This is a genomic window from Citrobacter sp. FDAARGOS_156, assembly GCF_001559235.2.
GTDB lineage: Bacteria > Pseudomonadota > Gammaproteobacteria > Enterobacterales > Enterobacteriaceae > Citrobacter > Citrobacter youngae.
In genome coordinates this window covers 3,280,064-3,298,764 of sequence record NZ_CP014030.2, presented here as the reverse complement: position 1 = coordinate 3,298,764, position 18,701 = coordinate 3,280,064, and the positions used below count along the sequence as shown (strand labels likewise).

The 18,701-nt window shown below is 50.8% G+C and carries 16 protein-coding genes, 1 tRNA gene and 2 pseudogenes; 8 read left to right on the top strand and 11 right to left on the bottom strand.

Translation table 11 applies throughout. The features are described from left to right. The 4 genes and pseudogenes from AL515_RS16265 to AL515_RS24145 form a co-directional block, all read left to right on the top strand. Entirely contained in the window at nt 1-384 is a 384-nt protein-coding gene (locus AL515_RS16265; RefSeq protein WP_061068185.1) for a DUF6911 family protein, read from the top strand. A 99-nt stretch (nt 385-483) separates the two neighbouring features. Beyond that, nucleotides 484-921, top strand: a pseudogene (locus tag AL515_RS23650) (VENN motif pre-toxin domain-containing protein); the annotation flags it as partial. A gap of 833 nt (nt 922-1,754) precedes the next feature. Beyond that, nucleotides 1,755-1,973 (top strand): hypothetical protein, encoded by a 219-nt coding sequence (locus AL515_RS16255; protein WP_061068184.1) that lies wholly within the window; start codon nt 1,755-1,757, stop codon nt 1,971-1,973. 5 nt (nt 1,974-1,978) lie between these two features. After that, nucleotides 1,979-2,151 (top strand): annotated as a pseudogene (locus AL515_RS24145) (VENN motif pre-toxin domain-containing protein); the annotation flags it as partial. Between the two features lie 97 nt (nt 2,152-2,248). Here AL515_RS24145 and AL515_RS16250 read toward each other — a convergent pair. The 3 genes from AL515_RS16250 to AL515_RS16240 form a co-directional block, all read right to left on the bottom strand. Further along, nucleotides 2,249-2,325: transfer RNA gene (locus AL515_RS16250), tRNA-Pro, on the bottom strand. Between the two features lie 75 nt (nt 2,326-2,400). Continuing rightward, entirely contained in the window at nt 2,401-4,161 is a 1,761-nt protein-coding gene (gene yejM, locus AL515_RS16245; protein ID WP_061068183.1) for an LPS biosynthesis-modulating metalloenzyme YejM, read from the bottom strand. Nucleotides 4,162-4,192: 31 nt separating this feature from the next. Next, complete coding sequence (locus AL515_RS16240; RefSeq protein WP_003027506.1) at nt 4,193-4,420, bottom strand: YejL family protein; 228 nt, start codon at nt 4,418-4,420, stop codon at nt 4,193-4,195. Nucleotides 4,421-4,554: 134 nt separating this feature from the next. On the opposite strand from AL515_RS16240, the gene yejK reads away from it, so the two are divergent. Beyond that, nucleotides 4,555-5,562, top strand: a complete 1,008-nt coding sequence (yejK, locus tag AL515_RS16235; RefSeq protein WP_005129293.1) for a nucleoid-associated protein YejK — start codon at nt 4,555-4,557, stop codon at nt 5,560-5,562. Nucleotides 5,563-5,682: 120 nt separating this feature from the next. Here yejK and rplY read toward each other — a convergent pair whose 3' ends face one another. Continuing rightward, nucleotides 5,683-5,967: a 50S ribosomal protein L25 gene (gene rplY / locus AL515_RS16230; RefSeq protein ID WP_003027502.1), complete on the bottom strand. Its 285-nt coding sequence runs from the start codon at nt 5,965-5,967 to the stop codon at nt 5,683-5,685. Between the two features lie 124 nt (nt 5,968-6,091). Continuing rightward, nucleotides 6,092-7,852: a DEAD/DEAH box helicase gene (locus AL515_RS16225; protein WP_061068182.1), complete on the bottom strand. Its 1,761-nt coding sequence runs from the start codon at nt 7,850-7,852 to the stop codon at nt 6,092-6,094. A 151-nt stretch (nt 7,853-8,003) separates the two neighbouring features. Here AL515_RS16225 and rsuA point away from each other — a divergent pair, with 151 nt between their 5' ends. The 3 genes from rsuA (at nt 8,004) to AL515_RS16200 (ending at nt 10,595) form a co-directional block, all read left to right on the top strand. After that, nucleotides 8,004-8,711: a 16S rRNA pseudouridine(516) synthase RsuA gene (gene rsuA / locus AL515_RS16215; protein ID WP_061068181.1), complete on the top strand. Its 708-nt coding sequence runs from the start codon at nt 8,004-8,006 to the stop codon at nt 8,709-8,711. Nucleotides 8,712-8,726: 15 nt separating this feature from the next. Further along, nucleotides 8,727-9,917 (top strand): Bcr/CflA family multidrug efflux MFS transporter, encoded by a 1,191-nt coding sequence (locus AL515_RS16210; protein WP_048211138.1) that lies wholly within the window; start codon nt 8,727-8,729, stop codon nt 9,915-9,917. A gap of 333 nt (nt 9,918-10,250) precedes the next feature. Continuing rightward, nucleotides 10,251-10,595, top strand: coding sequence for a YejG family protein (locus AL515_RS16200; RefSeq protein WP_087051313.1), 345 nt, complete (start codon nt 10,251-10,253; stop codon nt 10,593-10,595). A gap of 3 nt (nt 10,596-10,598) precedes the next feature. Here the strand turns inward: AL515_RS16200 and yejF are convergent, their stop codons facing one another. The 6 genes from yejF to mepS form a co-directional block, all read right to left on the bottom strand. Further along, complete coding sequence (gene yejF / locus AL515_RS16195) at nt 10,599-12,188, bottom strand: microcin C ABC transporter ATP-binding protein YejF (RefSeq protein ID WP_048211140.1); 1,590 nt, start codon at nt 12,186-12,188, stop codon at nt 10,599-10,601. A 1-nt stretch (nt 12,189) separates the two neighbouring features. After that, the gene (locus tag AL515_RS16190; protein WP_061068180.1) at nt 12,190-13,215 is read right to left on the bottom strand and encodes an ABC transporter permease; all 1,026 of its coding nucleotides are present in this window, start codon (nt 13,213-13,215) and stop codon (nt 12,190-12,192) included. Next, nucleotides 13,215-14,309 (bottom strand): microcin C ABC transporter permease YejB, encoded by a 1,095-nt coding sequence (locus AL515_RS16185; RefSeq protein ID WP_061068179.1) that lies wholly within the window; start codon nt 14,307-14,309, stop codon nt 13,215-13,217. The genes AL515_RS16190 and AL515_RS16185 overlap by 1 nt, the downstream gene beginning before the upstream one ends. Beyond that, nucleotides 14,310-16,124 (bottom strand): extracellular solute-binding protein, encoded by a 1,815-nt coding sequence (locus AL515_RS16180; protein ID WP_061068178.1) that lies wholly within the window; start codon nt 16,122-16,124, stop codon nt 14,310-14,312. 100 nt (nt 16,125-16,224) lie between these two features. Next, nucleotides 16,225-17,784 carry a cyclic di-GMP phosphodiesterase gene (locus tag AL515_RS16175; RefSeq protein WP_048211143.1) on the bottom strand — a complete coding sequence of 520 codons (1,560 nt, stop codon included), beginning with the start codon at nt 17,782-17,784 and terminating at the stop codon, nt 16,225-16,227. 182 nt (nt 17,785-17,966) lie between these two features. Then, nucleotides 17,967-18,536 carry a bifunctional murein DD-endopeptidase/murein LD-carboxypeptidase gene (mepS, locus tag AL515_RS16170; RefSeq protein WP_003027474.1) on the bottom strand — a complete coding sequence of 190 codons (570 nt, stop codon included), beginning with the start codon at nt 18,534-18,536 and terminating at the stop codon, nt 17,967-17,969. Between the last annotated feature and the right edge of the window lie 165 nt (nt 18,537-18,701).

Here is an 18,701-nt window from a genome sequence, read left to right as displayed (position 1 = left end):
ATGAATTTTAAAATGAGTTGGACGCTAAATGGAACTGGCGGAAATAAGCAGATTTCAAACTGGGATGATATATTAAATCAGTTGAAACAACTTCAGGGAAAAAAAGGTTCCATAACTCTTGATACCCTAACCAGTGTGGATAGTGGAGCTGAAATGCTTCAGGTAAGAACAGAAAATAATTTTTACCTAATAACATTAGGTGAGATCTTCGAAGATGAATATCAGATAAGAAGTTACTGGGATCGCTCTAAACTTGATGCCGAAATGATGATACTTGGTGATTATTGGCCTGAACGTCAGCTTACAAAAGACTTTGATATTGTTATCAGTGTTTTTAAGGAATTTTTTAATACTGGCAACGTATCAATGGAGCTTTTGAGCTAACACATAGATCCCGAGCATACGTCAGGATTTTTGATTTCACAGCTATAAGTTCTTTAACAGCGCTGGGAAAAGTGGAGAACGGGGAGCAAAACCGCGTATCTGGCTGGCGGTGATATGGGGGCCGCGCTGGCGGGGGCATCGGCACCGGAGCTCGCGCATCTGCTTAAATCGACAGAGGGCAATAGTGCGGTAAATGTTATTGCCCACGCGATACTGGGCGGCGCAGTGGCGGCGATGCAGGGAAACAGCGCGGCAGCGGGCGCAGCGGGGGCGGCAACGGGTGAACTTGCGGCTAGGGCGATTGCAGGTATGCTGTATCCTGATGTGACTGACCTGTCGCAACTGAGTGAGGATCAGAAGCAGACCATCAGCACGCTGGCAACGATATCAGCAGGGATGGCCGGTGGTTTGTCGGGCGACAGTACGGCGTCGGCGGCTGCCGGGGCGCAGGCCGGGAAAAATGCGGTTGAGAATAACTATCTGAGCTACGACGAGGCTCATGCTTTTGACAGAGAAATGACTGCCTGTCGTAAAGCCGGTCGTGAATGCGGAGATATTCAGAACAAGTATGCTGTAATTAGTGCTGATAACCGGCTGAAATTGCATATTGATTTGGCTGCCGACCCTCTGACGGCGCTGTCCGGGGAAGATAAATGGAATATTGAGGGCGGACTTAGCGCGGCAGGTCGGCCTGGCTGGCTGTATGGTTCGCTGGAAAACCCGGATGTGAAGGACTACGTCATTGAAGGTAACCGCTACGACTTAAACTATCTGAATAGCAATACGTCACAGGGTGATAGAGCTCTGGCTTTCTTCGGTGAGCCAGAAAATTATTGGGGTACGGTTGCCGGAGCGGGTTCGTTGTTAACGTCATCAGCCACGCTGACGGAAAAATTTGTTAGTGCCGGGCTGAGTTACGGAGCAAATGGGGCTGTCCAGGTTGCAACCGGCAATACCGGTGAGAAGTTCGATTACCTCAGTTTCATGATGTCAGGCTTAACTGGTGTAGGTACAGCCAGGAAAGGATATTACGCTAACCAGTTGTTAGGGGCCGGTAGCGCTTACATGAGCAGTCAGATTGAAGGCCAGGACAGTACCGCATCAGTAGTGGGCAGTATGGCCGGTACAGGTTTTGGCTATAATATTGGTGCTTCAATTACTAATAAGTTTGAATCACAGTATATAAAAAATCAGCTAGGAATGGATGCCAGTAAGTATTCACTGAAATATTCGGAAAAATCTATCGGATACGGTATATATCAGGGCGGTCAAATGAGCCCATACCCTGGTATACTGGGTGGTTTTGGTGGTTCTGTAATCTCAGAATGGACTGGCAATGTGACGCAAAAAGAAGCTAATGGAGATAGTAAATGAAACATCCTCTATTAGAACTTATTAAGTTGGTGTTTATACTGGCAGTTACGTTCTCTATTGGAATGGTTGCTAGTACCTGGCTGATCAGTAAAGGAGATGTTCCCTTTTCGGAATATATCTTAGCTGGAAAAATTGGTGCAATTGTTGGTGTGTGGGGAGGGGCAGGAGTTTGGCTACTGCTCTATTTACAAGTACTAAAATATAATCGTAAGTAGTTGTTGTTGAGAATAATTTCCTTTGTGCAACATCTTCAGACAAACTTGATAAGGCCGTTGAGAAAATTAAGAACGGTGATAAGTCATTAGCAACTGCTAATGACTTATCAAGCTGGAGAATGCCGATAAACGTAGCGATGCACTGGTTCCTAAATTCACCAAAGATCCTTCACATATGCGCCGGGGTTTTTCCCCGATAATTCCCCATTGCTTCCCCATACAGAAAACAGGCATAAAAAAACCAACCGTAGAAGGTTGGTTTTTTTGGGGAATTTTGGTCGGCACGAGAGGATTTGAACCTCCGACCCCCGACACCCCATGACGGTGCGCTACCAGGCTGCGCTACGTGCCGACACTTATGGCTGCTAATACTACTGCTTTCCACCACGAATGCAAGAGGATGGACTGCTAACTGATTTATAATTAATCAGTTAGCGATAAATCGTTTCTCATCCGTCAGCACTTGCAGCAGCAAACTTAGCTGCGGTTTCTGATCTTTAATTTTCTCGCCGCGTAAATTATAGGTCTGGTAATTACCGTTGTTATTAAGCACCAGCGTCATCTCTGGTGTGGTAATGGCCATGGTGCTGCTGTCAGCTGCCGTGACCCAGTAATGGCGGCGTGTTGCATTAAACAAATCCTGACCCTGTGAGTACTCGCTTGCTGGGGTACTGACGTGGAGCAGGCGCTGCATCAGTGTTGTCATCAGGTCAGTATGATCGGTCAGGCTATTAATACGCTGCGCAGGTGTTCCCGGCCAGTGAATAACCAGAGGCACCTGTAGATGGCCACGCGACCAGGCAAAGTTATTCTCTTCCTGCGTCAACGGCACGCCCCGGCCCGCGGTAATAATGACCACCGTGTTGTTCAGTTTGCCGGAGTCACGCAGGGCGCTGAGTATACGGTTGATGTTGGCATCCACATCTTGCGCCGCGCTGGCGTAGCGTTTGGCAAAATTCTTCTGGTTGCTGTCATCAAGGTTCGTTCCGTTAAAGGAAACCCATGAGAACCAACGGTTATCATCTTGCGCATAGCGGCCCAGCCAGTTAATCCACTGGCTTGCAGTTTGTTGATCAGATTGCGTTTGCACGTTTGGCATCGAAAAGTCTGACAGCAATGCCTGGCGATACAGTGGGCTAGTGAAGCCATCAGAGGAGAACAATCCCAACTGATAGCCTTGTTGATTCAGCGCAGAGATTAGCGCGGCAGGCGTTCGGGTCGACAAAATGCCGTCCATGTAGCTTGGTGAAACGCCATAAAACAGGCCAAAAATCCCGTTGTCGGCAGTATTTCCCGAACTCATGTGGCGCGTAAAGGAGATATTCTGCCCGGCAAATTCTGCCAGAGCAGGCATTTGCTGTTCAAAGCGCGAGTAGTTCAGACCGTCAACGGTGATCAGCAGGACATTCTGACCCGTTCCCATATCACGGTAACGCAGCTCACTGAGCGGATACTGGACGGAGACCGCTTCCGGATTACCCTGTTCAATCAGGCGGCGTTGATACTCTTGCGCATCCAACAGACCATGTTTTTCCAGAAACTTACGCGCCGTCATCGGGTAAGAGAGCGGCAGGTTTGCGCGCTGCATGGTAATCGGGCGATAGAAGTTGGCATCAGCCCAGATGTACACCACGTGCGAGGCGATAAAGCAAATGAAGAAGAATGCGGCTAACGGTTTGGCAAAATGGCGGCGACGCGTCAGGCTGCGCAGTTTCTGCCAGCTCCAGGTCGCAAACAGCATTTCGATTAGCAGAATGATTGGCACACTGATAAACATCAGTTGCCAGTCACGCGCCGCTTCATTCTGGTCAGGGTTAATGACCAGCTCCCAGACGATGGGGTTGAGATGCAGGTGGAAGCGGGTGAACACTTCGCTGTCGATGAGCAACAGCGTCATACCTGCTGTCGCCAGAATGGCTGATAAGAATCGCATCAGCCTCTGGGACATGACGATAAACGTCAGAGGAAACAGGATTAGCAGATAGGTGGCAAACACCAGAAAACTAAAATGTCCGACCAGGCTTACATAGGAATAAACACGCCCTGCAAGCGTTGTCGGCCAGTCGGCGACAAACAGGTAACGGCTACCGAGTACCATGGCCAACAGAATGTTGAACAAGGCAAACCAGTGCCCCCAGCTAACCATCTGGGAGACTTTCTCACGGTAGCGCTGACGATGAGTTACCATAAACTGTTGTTCGTTTCCCCGGAGCAGGCTCTTAATGCGCTTGGTCGTCGTTTACCGAAGACTGCAATGCGCGGGCAAAAGAGTTGGCAATCGCCTGGCGCTGGGCCGGTGCGATGCTTGTATTGATAAGGTTAGTCACCATATTTCCCAATACCATCAGGGAAAGATCGGTTGGCGCCTTATGTTTTTCCAGTACGTTGAGCATCTCATTCAGCAGTTGTTCAACGTGTTCGTCACTATAGCGGGAAATTTGTGGCATAAATCGAAATCAGTCTGTTCATGAAAGGGCAACATATTACCGTACAGACAGTTTTTTTTCTGCTTTTTTATCTTCTATTGCGTCACTGCCCGGCAGGTGGTTGAATACCGCCCGGTCTAAAAGGAGAGTTTATCATGAGTCTGGATATCAACCAGATTGCCCTGCACCAGCTTATCAAACGTGACGAGCAGAACCTTGAGCTGGTCTTGCGCGATTCATTACTGGAACCGACAGCGACGGTTGTCGAGATGATGGCTGAGCTGCACCGGGTGTATAGCGCCAAGAATAAAGCCTATGGCCTGTTTAGCGAAGAGAGTGAACTGGCGCAAACGCTGCGTTTACAGCGTCAGGGTGAAGAGGATTTTCTGGCATTTAGTCGTGCCGCGACCGGACGCTTGCGGGACGAGCTGGCGAAATATCCTTTTGCCGACGGCGGTATTGTCCTGTTCTGCCATTACCGTTATCTGGCGGTAGAGTATCTGTTGGTCGCCGTGCTGAACAATTTAAGTAGCATGCGCGTCAATGAAAATCTGGATATCAATCCGACGCACTATCTGGACATCAATCATGCGGATATCGTGGCGCGTATTGATTTAACCGAGTGGGAAACCAATCCGGAGTCCACGCGCTATCTGACGTTCCTGAAAGGGCGGGTAGGGCGCAAAGTCGCCGATTTCTTTATGGATTTCCTCGGTGCCAGCGAAGGTCTGAATGCCAAAGCGCAAAACCGTGGCCTGCTGCAGGCAGTGGACGACTTTACTGCCGAGGCGCAGCTCGATAAAGCTGAACGCCAGAACGTGCGTCAGCAGGTGTACAGCTACTGCAACGAACAGCTACAAGCCGGTGAAGAGATCGAGCTGGAGTCGCTGTCCAAAGAGCTTTCCGGCGTCAGTGAAGTCAGCTTCAGCGAATTTACCGCAGATAAAGGCTACGAGCTGGAAGAGAGCTTTCCGGCGGATCGCAGTACGCTGCGTCAGTTAACCAAATTTGCCGGAAGCGGCGGTGGGTTAACCATCAACTTCGACGCCATGTTACTGGGTGAACGTATTTTCTGGGATCCGGCTACAGATACTTTGACCATCAAAGGTACGCCGCCGAACCTGCGCGATCAGCTCCAGCGTCGCACGTCGGGCGGGAAATAAAACCGTTTGCCGGGTGAGAGCGTATACGCCTTATCCGGTCGACGAGAACCATCAGTATCGATTACAAAATCCCATAAAAAAACCCCGCCTTGGCGGGGTTTTTCTTCAACTTGTTTGCGATTACGCGCGAACGAAGTCGATGTGAGACAGCTTCGGCTTGAACGGGTGACGCTGTACAGCCTGAGCTTTAACTTTAACTTCTTTACCGTCAACAACGATGGTCAGAACTTCGCTGTAGAATTCAGCTTTAGCTTGCATGTTCATAACTGCATCGTGATCCAGTTCGATAGCAATCGGGGCTTCTGCGCCACCGTAGATGATTGCCGGGAACTTGTTAGCGGCACGCAGGCGGCGGCTCGCACCCTTACCCTGCTCTTTACGTACTTCAGCGTTGATAGTAAACATTTAAATCTCTCTTTAATAATTCCTGCTACAGGCGACCCAGCAACAGGTAAGTGATCTGCTTTGCGTATGCAAAAGCGGGCGAGATTCTATACTCAAACGGCTGGTACATCAATCAAAAGTACGATTAACCGCGTAATTCATGTGCCCGACGAAAGCGTCCTTCATAATCGAAGACCTTTTCACGGACCTGCCAGTACTGACCTTTCATGCGCGCCACCACGAAATCAGGATGACGTAACAGCGCCTGCTGGGCGAGGATATCGGCGGCGGTTATCCAGCGTAAGGGAATGCCGGGCGTTCGGGTGTGCGGGCGAATAAACAGTTGCTCGAAGGCTGTACGCTGCGCGGGAGTATGCAGGCGAAAGCGTTCGCTGACGTCGGCGCCATCTTCATCGTAATAGGTAATTTTCAGCCATTCGCCTTTTTCATCCTGCCCATTTTGTAGCGCCATCCCGCTGCAGCGCAAAACCAGCGCATCTTTAAGCCTGAGCGCGGCTTTCAGCATGTCATCCGGGTCAACCAGTACCGTGTCGCACTCCCGACAACGGCGGGCGGCGATGTCATTTTCCGCGTTGCACTGCGGGCAGTTTTTAAAACGGAAACGAAAATCGCACTGTTCGCGATGGCCGTCATCATCTTCAAACCATCCCTGACAGCGGCGGCCAAAGTGCTCAATCAGCGTGCCGTCGGCCGTTGTTTTTCCCCAGAAGGTGTTGGCAAAGCCGCAGGCAGGACAGAACACCTGTACCGGAACGTTGTCACTTTTCCCTTTGGGCGCACCCACTTCCGGGGCGTACAGGTCGTGCGGATTCCCGGCGTAATCAAGGATCAGACAGTCCGTTTTCCCCGGCGCCAGGCGCAACCCTCGTCCAACGATTTGTTGGTAAAGGCTAACTGACTCGGTCGGGCGCAGAATGGCGATAAGGTCGACGTGCGGGGCATCGAAGCCAGTGGTCAGGACCGACACATTCACCAGATAGCGAAAACGTTGGGCTTTGAACTCTTCAATCAACACGTCGCGTTCAGCGCCAGGCGTGTCCCCGGTGATAAGCGCCGCATCATCAGCAGGCAGCAGGCCGACTATCTCTTTGGCGTGCTCAACGGTAGCGGCGAAAATCATTACCCCTTTGCGTGTCTGAGCAAACTCGACAATCTGGCTGATGATATGCGGCGTTATTCGCTGCTGCTTTTTCAGTTCCTGATTCAGGTCCGCTTCGCTAAACAGGCCGTTACTTTGCGCCTGCAGGCGGCTGAAATCATATTGTACGACCGGCATGTCGAGGCGTTCTGGCGGCGTCAGGTAGCCGTGTTTAATCATGTAGCGCAGCGGTAATTCATAAATGCAGTCGCGAAACAGTGCTTTTTCATCGCCGCGCACCATTCCGTGATAATGAAAATGATAAATCCAGCCTTTGCCCAAGCGAAAAGGCGTGGCGGTAAGTCCGAGCAGGCGTAAGTGAGGGTTTACGTTGGTCAGGTGTGTCAGGATTTGTTGATACTGGCTCTCTTCATCATCACCAATGCGATGGCATTCATCGACGATGAGCAGGGAGAATTCTCCCTGAAAGGCGTCCAGATTGCGCGCCACCGACTGTACGCTGCCAAATACCACTTTCCCGTGACTCTCTTTACGCTTCAGACCTGCGGCAAAAATATCGGCTTCCAGCCCCAGCGCGCAATATTTCGCGTGGTTTTGCGCGACCAGCTCTTTGACGTGCGCCAGTACCAGTACGCGACCCCGCGCCACGCGGGCCAGCTCGGCAATCACCAGGCTTTTGCCCGCGCCTGTGGGGAGGACGATAACTGCCGGAGTACGGTGATGGCGAAAATGGTTGAGCGTGGCATCCACGGCTTCTTTTTGGTAAGGACGAAGAGTAAAAATCATGGGCTCACAATATGTAACAGTCTCGCGTATAGTATGCCACGAATCTTTTTCCCTTGAGGGAAGTTGTTAGCTCGTTATACTGAGCGGAAAACGGCTCCACTTTTCGGGCATAACGCCCGATTTCCGTATTGTTACAGGCAAAATCACACTCATGCGACTTGATAAATTTATCGCTCAGCAACTCGGCGTCAGCCGCGCTATTGCCGGGCGTGAGATCCGTGGTAACCGTGTTACTGTCGACGGCGAAATCGTCAGAAATAGCGCTTTTAAGCTACTGCCAGAGCACGACGTAGAATATGACGGTAATTCCCTGGTTCAACAAAATGGCCCGCGCTATTTTATGCTGAATAAGCCCCAGGGTTATGTTTGCTCAACGGATGACCCGGATCACCCGACTGTGCTCTATTTCCTTGATGAACCTGTCGCGCACAAACTACATGCGGCAGGGCGTCTGGATATCGATACCACCGGACTGGTGTTAATGACCGACGACGGACAGTGGTCTCATCGCATCACTTCGCCTCGCCACCATTGTGAGAAAACCTATCTGGTGACACTGGAGTCGCCAGTGGCAGATGATACCGCCGAACTGTTTGCCCGTGGCGTACAGTTGCACAATGAGAAAGACCTGACCAAACCCGCCGTGCTGGAAGTGATTACGCCGACTCAGGTACGTTTGACCATCAGTGAAGGGCGCTATCATCAGGTTAAACGTATGTTTGCCGCCGTGGGAAACCACGTTGTGGAACTGCATCGTGAACGCATCGGTGCCATCAAGCTTGATGAGGATCTGGCGCCCGGAGAATACCGTCCATTGACCGAAGAAGAAATCGCCAGCGTTAACTTAACCCCGCGTTAATTTCAGGAGCTAAATGTGACCACCCGGCAGAACTCTTCAATTGCCATTGTTTTTATCCTTGGCTTATTGGCCATGTTGATGCCGTTGTCGATCGATATGTATCTTCCGGCACTGCCGGTGATCTCTGCTCAATTTGGCGTGCCGGCAGGCAGCGCGCAAATGACCCTCAGTACCTATATTCTGGGGTTCGCGGTTGGGCAGTTGATCTATGGTCCGATGGCCGACAGCATCGGGCGTAAACCGGTGATACTGGGCGGGACTCTGGTGTTTGCGGCAGCAGCGGTCGCCTGTGCGTTGGCGCAAACTATCGATCAGTTGATCACTATGCGTTTCTTCCATGGTCTGGCAGCTGCGGCGGCAAGCGTGGTCATCAATGCCCTGATGCGCGACATCTATCCGAAAGAAGAATTCTCGCGCATGATGTCATTTGTCATGCTGGTGACGACGATTGCGCCACTGATGGCACCTATTGTGGGCGGTTGGGTGCTGGTATGGCTGAGTTGGCACTATATCTTCTGGATCCTCGCTGTAGCGGCGATTCTGGCCTCGGTGATGATCTTTACGCTGATCAAAGAGACCTTGCCCGTAGAGCGTCGCCAGCCGTTTCGCTTGCGCACGACTCTGGGCAACTTTGCCTCGCTGTTTCGCCACAAGCGCGTCCTGAGTTACATGCTGGCCAGTGGGTTTAGCTTTGCCGGGATGTTTTCTTTCCTGAGCGCCGGACCTTTTGTCTACATTGAGATCAACCACGTTTCACCGCAGAATTTCGGCTATTACTTCGCGCTGAATATTGTGTTCCTGTTCGTGATGACCATCATCAACAGCCGCTTTGTTCGGCGGGTTGGTGCACTAAATATGTTCCGTACCGGGCTGTGGATCCAGTTTGTGATGGCGGGCTGGATGGTATTCAGCGCGCTGTTCGGCGTTGGATTCTGGGCACTGGTTGTCGGTGTTGCGGCGTTTGTAGGTTGTGTGTCGATGGTGTCATCAAATGCGATGGCGGTCATTCTGGATGAGTTTCCACACATGGCCGGGACGGCCTCATCGTTGGCGGGGACGTTTCGTTTTGGCATCGGCGCGATTGTTGGCGCGCTGTTATCTCTGGCAACCTTTAACTCGGCCTGGCCAATGATATGGTCGATAGCGTTTTGCGCCACCAGCTCAATTCTCTTCTATCTCTACGCCAGTCGCGCCAAAAAACGGTGATCTATTACACAACCTGGGGGTCATAAGGCCTCCAGAGTTGATGTACATCAACCGCAAATCTATCATTTTCCCCGCTTATGTTTATTTTATGTAAAATCAATTTATGTAAAAAGTCACATCATTGTAGTTAAAAAGGTTGAGTTAGATCGCAGAAACGAGTACATATAGCGCGGAAACATGCCTGAACCGTTGAATAAATTTAAATAGTGGGTTCGGAAGGCGGCATAAAGACTGGGTGTAAACGTTTACCAACTGTCTAAAGACGTATTGTCAATGATGTGTTAATATTGATGTAAAATAATTGTGAAGTGATTGTACTTCCAGGGAAAGAAAGTGATGACATTACAACTCTCAATCGTTCATCGTCTGCCGCAGTGCTATCGTTGGTCGGTGGGTTTCGCAGGTTCAAAGGTTGAACCGATTCCGCACAACGGTCAGAGCAATGAGAACAGCCTGGTGGCCCTCAAATTGCTTAGTCCTGATGGTGACAGCGCATGGTCAGTCATGCATAAACTTAGCCAGGCTCTCAGCGACATTGAGGTACCTTGTTCCGTGCTGGAATGTGAAGGGGAACCGTGCCTGTTTGTGAATCGCCAGGATGAGTTTGCCGCGACCTGCAGACTGAAAAATTTCGGCGTGGCCATCGCAGAACCGTTTTCAAACAACAATCCGTTTTGAGCGTCAGCTTAGCGCGAGCAGCTGACGCGTATAGGCCTGTTGTGGCGCGTTAAATACGTGCTCGCATTGCCCCTGTTCCACGACTTCTCCCTGCCGCAACACAATTACCTGATGGCATAACGCACGTACAACATGCAAATCATGGCTGATAAAAATATAAGCCAGACGATGCTTTTCCTGTAAGGACTTTAACAGCGTGAGGATTTGCGCCTGTACGGTTCTGTCGAGCGAGGATGTTGGCTCATCCAGAATGATCAGCGAGGGTTTGAGAATCAATGCCCTGGCAATGGCTATGCGCTGGCGTTGACCGCCAGAAAACTCTGCAGGATAACGATGGCGGGTTTCGCTATCGAGTCCGACTTCAGCCATCACTGCTTTTACCTGCGCTTCACGCTGTTCAGCGGAAAGCGTTGGCTGGTGAACGCGCAATCCCTCTTCAATAATTTGTAATACGCTCAAACGCGGATTCAGTGAAGAGTTGGGGTCCTGAAAGACCACCTGAATGCGGTGACGTACTGGCAACAGTTGGCGGCGATTTAAGGTATGCAGCGCCAGACCATCGAACACAATACTGCCTTGCGATGTGATTAATCGCAGTAGCGCCAGACCAGTGGTACTTTTCCCAGAGCCTGATTCACCCACCAGTCCCAGTGTTTCACCGGGTCTGAGGGTAAAACTGACGTTGTTAACCACGACGTTATGATCCACCACGCGCTTGAGGATACCCTTGCGTACGGGAAAGGCGACCCTGAGCCCATTCACTTCCAGCAATGGCGGTTGTCCGGCGGCTAAAGGGACTGGATCGCCGGAGGGTTCGCTATTTAACAGTTTCTGTGTGTAGGAATGGGTTGGCGCGGCAAGCAGTGGCTCGGCACGGTTTTGTTCAACGCATTGACCGTTCTGCATGACGGCAATGGAATCGGCTAGTTTTCTCACGATGCTGAGATTATGAGTGATGAACAGCAATCCCATGTTCAGCTCACGCTGCAACTCCCGCAGCAGTTGCAAAATTTGCGCTTGCACAGAGACATCCAGCGCAGTGGTTGGTTCATCAGCAATTAGCAGCTCCGGGCGGGTTAACAGCGCCATAGCAATCATTACGCGCTGGCGCTCACCGCCGGAAAGCTGGTGCGGATAATCTGTAAGGCGTTTCGCTGCATGGCGAATGCCTACACGATCCAGACAGGTCAGAATTTCTGCCCGTGCGGCTTCCCGACGCATTCCCCGATGCAGCGACAGCACTTCATAAAGCTGCTTTTCCAGGTTGTGGAGTGGATTTAGCGACACCATTGGTTCCTGGAAAATCATGGCGATTTTATTTCCCCGCACACCGCGAAGCGTCTGCTCGTTAGCGTGAAGTAGTGATGCGCCGTGAAAGCGGATATCACCGGAGAGGTACACCGCAGGCGGCGTGGGCAACAGACGCAACACCGAAAGCGCGGTGACGCTTTTACCTGAGCCGGACTCGCCCACCAGCGCCAGCGTTTGTCCGGCATCAACGCGCAGTGACAGACTGTTGACCACGGTGCGCACGGTGTTCTGTTGGCGAAAACCTACCGATAAATTGTCAATAGCTAACAGAGGTTGTGTCATCTTAAATCGCCTTATTGGGATCAAATGCGTCGCGTACCGCCTCACCAATAAAAATCAGTAGCGATAATAAGAGGGCAACGGAGATGAACGCGGTGATGCCAAGCCACGGCGCCTGCAGGTTGTTTTTACCCTGCAACAGCAATTCTCCCAGTGATGGCGAGCCAAGCGGTAATCCGAACCCGAGAAAATCCAGCGAGGTGAGTGTGGTGATTGAGGCACATAAAATAAACGGTAAAAAGGTCAGGGCGGCAACCATCGCATTGGGTAGCATATGACGCAAAATAATACTGCTATCGCTAACCCCGAGCGCCTGAGCGGCACGAATATAATCAAAGTTTCGGGTGCGCAGAAATTCCGCGCGTACCACGCCCACCAGGCTCATCCAGCCAAACAGCACGGTGATCGCTAATAGCCACCAGAAGTTAGGCTGAACGACGCTGGATAGCAAAATAATCAGAAACAGCGTTGGCATACCGGACCACACTTCGATGAACCGTTGTCCCCACAGGTCTACCTTACCGCCATAATAGCCCTGTAGCGCGCCAGCCATCACCCCCATGACGCTGGAACACAGGGTCAGCATCAAGCCAAACAGAATTGAGATGCGGGTGCCGTAAAGGATACGCGCCAGCACGTCACCACCATTTGCGTCAGTACCCAGCCAGTTTTGCGCAGAGGGTGGAGAGGGGAAGGGCTTATCGGTGGCAAAGTTAATGCTGGTAGCACCGAACCGGATGGGGGCCCATAGTATCCAACCCTGTCTCTCCAGACGGTGTTGCAGCCACGGATCCTGATAATCAGCTTTTGTTGCTAACGGGCCGCCGAAATCGCTCTCACTGTAGTTTTTAACCAGAGGGAAATACCAGCTGCCGTCATAGCGTACCAACAGCGGCTTATCATTAGCGATCAGCTCGGAACACATGCTCAGGCCAAACAACACCAAAAAAATCCATAATGACCAGTAGCCGCGGCGGTTATGACGAAAACGCGCCCAGCGGGCCTGATTGACGGGGCTTAATCGCGACATTAGCGTCCCTCAAAATCAATACGAGGATCGACCAACGTATAGCTGATATCACTGAGGATATTGAGCAACAGGCCAATCAGGGTGAAGATGTAGAGTGTGCCGAACATCACCGGGTAGTCGCGCGATACGGTAGATTCATACCCCAGTAATCCCAGACCATTAAGCGAAAACATCACTTCAATCAGCAGTGAGCCGGTGAAAAACATACTGATAAATGTGGCGGGAAATCCTGCGATTACCAGCAACATGGCATTGCGGAACACATGCTTCCATAGAATATTTTTCTCACTAACGCCTTTGGCGCGCGCAGTAACGACATACTGCTTACGAACCTCATCCAGAAATGAGTTTTTGGTCAGCATGGTCAGCGCGGCGAACCCACCTACGACGGTTGCCAGCACTGGTAGGGTAATGTGCCACAGATAATCGGTAATTTTTTGATACCAGGGCAGGGCATCAAAGTTAGCGGACACGAGCCCACGTAGCGGGAACAGGTCGTAATAGCTGCCCCCGGCAAAAAAAACGATCAGCAAAATGGCAAACAGAAAGGCCGGAATGGCATAGCCAATAATAATAAATGCGCTGCTCCAGACGTCAAAACGACTGCCGTTGTGAACCGCTTTGCGGATCCCAAGCGGTATCGACACCAGATAGATGATGAGCGTACTCCACAGCCCCAGGGTAACGGACACCGGGAGGCTGTCTTTGATTAGCGTAAGAACAGAGGCACTGCGAAACAGACTATCGCCAAAATCAAAACGGATATAGTCCCAGAGCATCTTGAAATAGCGTTCATGAATGGGTTTATCGAATCCGTAACGACGGGTAATTTCCGCGATGACTTCCGGATCCAGACCCCGACCGCCACGGTAGTTACTGTCGCTGATATTCCCTACGCCGGTTTGCGCGTGGCTGGCGCGAACACCTTCGCTGCCCGCACCGGGCAACGCGCCGCTTTGTCCGAACTCAATGGCGGCGACGGCCTGTTCAACAGGACCGCCAGGTGCTATCTGTACGATAAAAAAGTTGATAGTAATGATGGCCCAAAGCGTTGGGATCACCAGCAGCACACGTCGAATCAAATAAGCGCCCATTTACTCTCCCTGTCGTCTGGCTGCGGGAAGCTTCGCCGCTTTGTTGACGTCATACCACCAGTTGTCGATGCCAATGGTATAAATCGGGCGGATCGCCGGATGCGAAAACTTATCCCACCAGGCGATACGATCTTCAGCCATGTACCACATCGGCAACATGTAGTAGTTCCAGGTTAATACCCGGTCCAGTGCCCGCCCCAACGGGATCAGTTTGGCTTTATTCCCTTGTGCGGCAATGATCTGGCTAATCAGTTTATCAATGACCGGGCTTTGCACTCCGGGCGCGTTATAGCTGGAGTCTATATATTCAGAGGCCCAGAGAATTTGCAGGTCTGAACTTGGCCACGGCATTGCGCGATAGAGCCTGGGCATCATGTCATAGTCGCGACTGCGCAAACGGTTAGTGATTTGCGAGTTATCGACCTGGCGGATATTCATCGTAATGCCTAAGCGTTGCAGGTTGTGCTGGAACGGCAGCACCCACTGGCTGTTGCTACCTGCCGGGAGTAATAACTCGAAGGTCAGCGGTTTACCGCTGGTGCTATTTATCCGTTGTTGCCCTTTCAGTATCCATCCCGCCTGTTGGAGTAACGTATCGGCTTTCAACAGGTTTTCACGATCGTAGCCATCGCCTTTCGACATCGGTGGTTGATAGATTTGACTGAAGACTTCCGGTGGCAGCTCTTTTTTCAATGGCGCGAGGATCACCAGTTCATCCGCATCGGGATAACCTCTGGCTGCATACTCGGTGTTCTGGAAATAGCTGTTTGTCCGACTCCAGGCATTATAAAACAGGGCCTTATTCATCCATTCGAAATCAAAGGCCAGCGTAATCGCTTCCCGTACACGTCGGTCACTAAACATTGGACGTTGAATATTAAAGGCTAACCATCGTGTGTCCTGCGCGGACTCATTCTTTTGTTCGTCTTTGACAATGTAATGATTGGCGAAATTCTTGCCGGTATAACGGGTTGCCCAATTTTTTGCATCGTTTTCCAGTCGCAGGTCGAACGCTCCAGCCTTAAATGCTTCAAAAGCGACGTTATCATCTAAGTAGTAATCGTAGCGGAGGGTATCAAAGTTCCAGCGTCCGCGATTGACGGGCAAGTCAGCAGCCCAATAATCTTTGACGCGCGAATAGACAATATACTGGCCCATCTTCCATTTGGTAATGCGATAAGGGCCGCTGGCGAGCGGTGGTGATGACAAGGGATCGCTGAGCTTATGATCTTTCCAGTACTTCTCTGGCATCACCGGTAATGAAAACAGGCTGAGCATGTCCTCTTTACCCGGTTTGGCGAGTTCAATTCGCACTGTTAACGGGGCAATTGCCTTTACCGTCGTTCCTTTGTAGACCAAACGAAACTGCGGTACGCCTTCGGTCATAAATTTATGGAAGGTGAATTCAACATCGCGTGCGGTAATGGGTGAACCATCATGAAAACGGGCCCGCGGATTAATCGCGATTTCTACCCACGAATAATCATCGGCGTAACGCGCTCTGTCAGCGATGAGCGGGTAGTAGCTGCCGGGTTCGTCATCCGAGGTGGTAAACAGCGTATCGTAGAGCGTTTCGGTGCGTGCGCCAGGGTTGCCGCGCATCGAGTAGCGGTTGAAGTTGTCGAAGGTACCCAGGGCGGAGAGAGTGAGCTGCCCGCCTTTGGGGGCCGCAGGGTTTACGTAATCAAAATGATTAAAATTAAACGCGTACTTGGGTTCGCCCAACACGGCAAAGGCGTAGCTTTCTTTGATGGATTGGGCATGAACGTTAAACCCGATAAGGGCGATAAACAGAAGCAGTACGCGAGGAATCATATCACAGAGGTTTCCTTGTCCTGCCACAACCCGACAGGCTTCTTGCCTGAGAAATAGCGGTTGGGGTGGCGAGTGAAAATATATGAATCGCCTGGTGCGATCACCACGTTGGCTTATCGGATTGCGCCATCCAACGTACAAAATCATCAAGCATTAATGGGCGGCTGATCCAGTATCCCTGGAAGAAATGAACCCCGCGATCGCGTAGCCATCGGGCTTGCTCAGGCGTTTCTACCCCTTCAGCAACCGTCAGCATATTAAGACGCTTAGACAGTGTCAACACCGCATCCAGTACCGGAGACGTTAGCGTTTCTGTCCCAATGGCGTTGATAAATCCTCGGTCGATTTTCAGATAGTCAACGGTAAAGCGTTCCAGATAAATGAGTGCGCTATGGCCGGTACCGAAATCATCAATGGCAATTTCGAATCCGGCAGCGTGTAGCCATTCAAATAACTTTGAGGCTTCATGCTGATTGAGCATATCGCGTTCGGTGATTTCGAGCACAACCTGGAAATGGTGTGGCGGCAGGGAAGCGTTCAGGTGTTGAATATCGTCTTTAAAGCTTTCACCATGCAGGTGCGTTGGGGCGATGTTGAGCCCGAGCTTTGCGCCTTGCGGTAACACTTTTTTTAATGCGGGGGCATCACGGGCCACCAGTTTGAACAGATGCTGCGTCAGCGGCACGATCATTTGCTGTGATTCAGCGTAGTGAATAAACGCATCTGGCGGGATCTCACCTGTTGTCGGGTGGCGCCAGCGTAACAATACTTCTACCCCTTTTACTTCCAGCGTCTGCATTTCAACGACTGGTTGGTAGACCACATAAAACTGATCGTGCTTGATAGCGTTGAGAATATCCTTTCCCGGGCGTAAACGAACGGCGTAGTTGTAGTACCACAAAAGCAACCCGGTCATGATCCCGGCCATACATCCCAACATGACGGCATACCAGACGTCAGTGTACGTCCACTCTTGCGCGTATAGCCGGATCTTCATCGGGATCCCTTTCAGCGTCGTCTGGCGCCAGGTGGTATCCGGAAGCGCGGAAACGTCCATCAGTTGGGATGAAAATGTCGTGATAGCGGTATCACCAACAATAATTGCAATACCGTCAAAATCATCTTCTCGGGCGGTATAGAGAAGGTAAGGCGCCAGATTGATATTCAGTGAGGAAAACACGCCGCTATTCTTAAATGAAGGATTCCGCTGCCAAATCATGATCGCCGGATTGTCCGGCATCATCGGGGTACCGGACAGTAATTCCACATCGACATCTTGCTTGAGATCCAGCTTCGGAACCAGCGACAGAATAGGCGAGTCCATCGCGCCAGTTGCGGATGAGCAGAAAGCAATACCATCTTTTACCAATAAAAAAGCGCGTACATTGAGGTTAAACGCTGCGCTGGCGGTTAGCCTGGCGGCAACTTGTTGGCAATTGTATGAGACCAGCGGCTGCAGGGCATCTGTTGTGCTTTTGAGGTCTGAGAGGTAACTGCTGATGTAATAGTCGATATCGGAAAGAAGCGTTTCGTACTTTACATCTCGTTTGTGCCAGGTGGCAAAAAACTGCAGGGTGCTGACAAGTACCGCGACGACTACCCCCGTAAAAATACAGGTAAAAAGGACATTTCGACTGGAAGATGAAGGACGTCTGAACATAGTTCCTTATGTTTACCTGGGGTATCTGCTTATTATTAAACGGCTTGATCTGTAAAACTATAACCTGGATTGATTCGTATAGTGAGATTTTTCTTAAACATAGCGCAACGCAAAAAGCACTGCCGAAGCAGTGCTTTTGATAAGTCTCATCAGGATAGCCAAGGGATAGCTGCCAAACGAAATTAACTGCGGCTCAGGACCCGGCGAGCTTCGTTGTAACGTTTTTTCCAGTAAGGCTCGTTCATGCTGGAAATGATAACGCCACTGCTGGTCGAGGCATGTACAAACTGGTTATTGCCGATATAGATACCGACGTGACGGCCGGTGGAACCCGCACGGAACAGAACCAGATCGCCTGTGCGCAGATTAGTGCGCGAAACGGATTTGCCCGTTTCCTGTTGCTCGTAGGTTGAGCGCGGAAGCTCTAAACCAAATTGCTCACGAAACGTACGCTGTACGAAGCTTGAACAATCAATACCTTTTTTGGTGCTGCCGCCAAGGCGGTAACGCACGCCTTTCCAGTCAGCATATTGGTCCATAATACGTGATTTAACATCGATATTACGTACCATATTTTCAAATTCATCCTGAGAGGCTTGCAGTGAAGAGTTATCTCCATTGCCCACAGCATGCGTCTCAGAATGCATATTCCTGGCGGTGTTCGTTGTGCTACATGCAGAAAGCAGAACCGCAACTGCTATCGCGGGTATGCCCCGCAAGATATATCTCAAAATCGGTTGAGATTTGACCATTTTGTTTGTTTTCCCTTGAAGTCCTTAACGATAAATATCGTTATAAAAAATGCCAAACGTGACGAGACTAATTACCAACGCATGATGAGACAATTCTTTAAGGTCAAATCTGTGGCAGAACGCACAAATTTATTCTTATAGTGAATAATTATCCCGCGAGGCAAA